The following is a 1,598-nucleotide window of genomic DNA, read 5'->3' as shown; positions in this document are numbered from 1 at the left end:
ATCATTTAGCAGCCTCTCGAAAACTTCGTAACGAGCCTTCCTGGCTGCGGCCTCTAGCCCTTCACCACTCGCAGTAACTGATACACGCTCTACATAGCAAGGAATAGATAGCTCCTGGCACACCTGCTGACAATGACGAGCCCAGTCGTCTGCGTTTTTACTAAGCCCATGATGAACATGTATTGCTGATAAAGCTAAGGAGGGGTTTAATAAACGAAAAGTATGCAAGAGCACGATAGAGTCCAAGCCACCACTCAAGGCAACAACATAGCGTTTGGACTCGGGCACTCTTTTTAATGCCTGCAAGATCACCGGGGAAACCTTCATCTCACTCACAGAGCACCCTATTTGACTATTTACTCTTTAACGTAGGCCGTTAAACGTTGATAGCGCTGATCCATTAATTCTTCAGTATCTAAAGCCGAAAGTTCATCAAGCCCTGCAATAAGCTGAGCCTTCAATTGAGTAGCCATCTCGGGCATATTTCTATGTGCACCGCCTAAAGGCTCCTCTATGACGCCATCAACCAGACCTAATTCTTTCAGACGTTGAGCGTTAACCCCCATCGCTTCAGCCGCATCAGCTGCATACTCAGCACTTTTCCACAGAATGGAGGCACAACCCTCAGGGGAAATAACAGAATAAGTTGAGTACTGAAGCATATTTAGACGATCACAGACACCAATAGCCAGCGCGCCACCAGAACCACCTTCACCAATAACAGTGGATATAATTGGCGTTTTAAGCCGAGACATGACAGCTAGATTATGAGCTATCGCCTGGCTTTGGCCGCGCTCTTCAGCACCAATTCCCGGGTAGGCACCTGGCGTGTCTATAAAGGTGATAATAGGCAAGGAAAAACGTTCAGCTAGCTCCATAAGGCGACAAGCCTTGCGGTAACCCTCTGGCCGGGGCATACCAAAGTTACGCTTGACCTTTTCTTTAACTTCGCGCCCTTTCTGATGACCAATAATCATTACTGGACGCCCTTCAAGCCGAGCAATACCACCTACAATCGACTGATCATCAGCATAAGTTCTATCACCATGCAACTCATCAAAGTCTGTGAAAATCTGCTCAATGTAATCAAGCGTATAAGGACGCTTTGGATGTCTAGCCAAGCGCGCGACATCCCAAGCATTAAGATTCGCAAAAATATCTTTTGTACGAATCTCGCATTCATGCTCAAGACGCTCAATCACTTCTTGAATATTGAGCTCCTGATCACTGCCGACCAAGCGAAGTTCTTCTATTTTTTCTTCCAGCTCTGCAATGGGCTGTTCAAAATCAAGGTAGTATAAATTCATAATAAACCGCTTTAGTCTGGCTAACTGACTCTTCCATTAGATTTGAGGGGGCTATTGTTACTTTTTTTTCGCCGCCTTACCAGACAGCATAAGTGAAAATCCCGCCACAACATAAAAAAAATATGAGGCTAATAAACGAGCTGCGCCTTCCCTTCACCCAGCAAATACTCTAACTCTTGAAACAATTCGTCAGCAGGCTCAACCCGCCAGCTATCACCAAATTCGATAACCGCACTCACATCAGGTCGCTGGTAGCTTAAGGCAACCTTACAACCTGCTGGCTGAAGCGAC

Annotated in this window: 3 protein-coding genes; all 3 read right to left on the bottom strand. The window is 46.2% G+C overall.

The window, feature by feature from the left end; translation table 11 throughout:
- On the bottom strand, positions 1-327 hold a 327-nt coding region (locus A3763_RS18205), incomplete at its 3' end, for an ATP-binding protein (protein ID WP_304440827.1).
- A 29-nt stretch (positions 328-356) separates the two neighbouring features.
- The gene (gene accA, locus A3763_RS18200; protein WP_068511446.1) at positions 357-1,307 is read right to left on the bottom strand and encodes an acetyl-CoA carboxylase carboxyl transferase subunit alpha; all 951 of its coding nucleotides are present in this window, start codon (positions 1,305-1,307) and stop codon (positions 357-359) included.
- A gap of 128 nt (positions 1,308-1,435) precedes the next feature.
- Positions 1,436-1,598, bottom strand: a 163-nt coding sequence (locus A3763_RS30190) for a hypothetical protein (protein ID WP_197482961.1), incomplete at its 5' end; no start/stop codon positions are given.

Source organism: Oleiphilus sp. HI0128, from assembly GCF_001635365.1.
The sequence above is the reverse complement of the archived record's forward strand: the minus strand, read 5'-3'. Positions and strand labels throughout refer to the sequence as shown.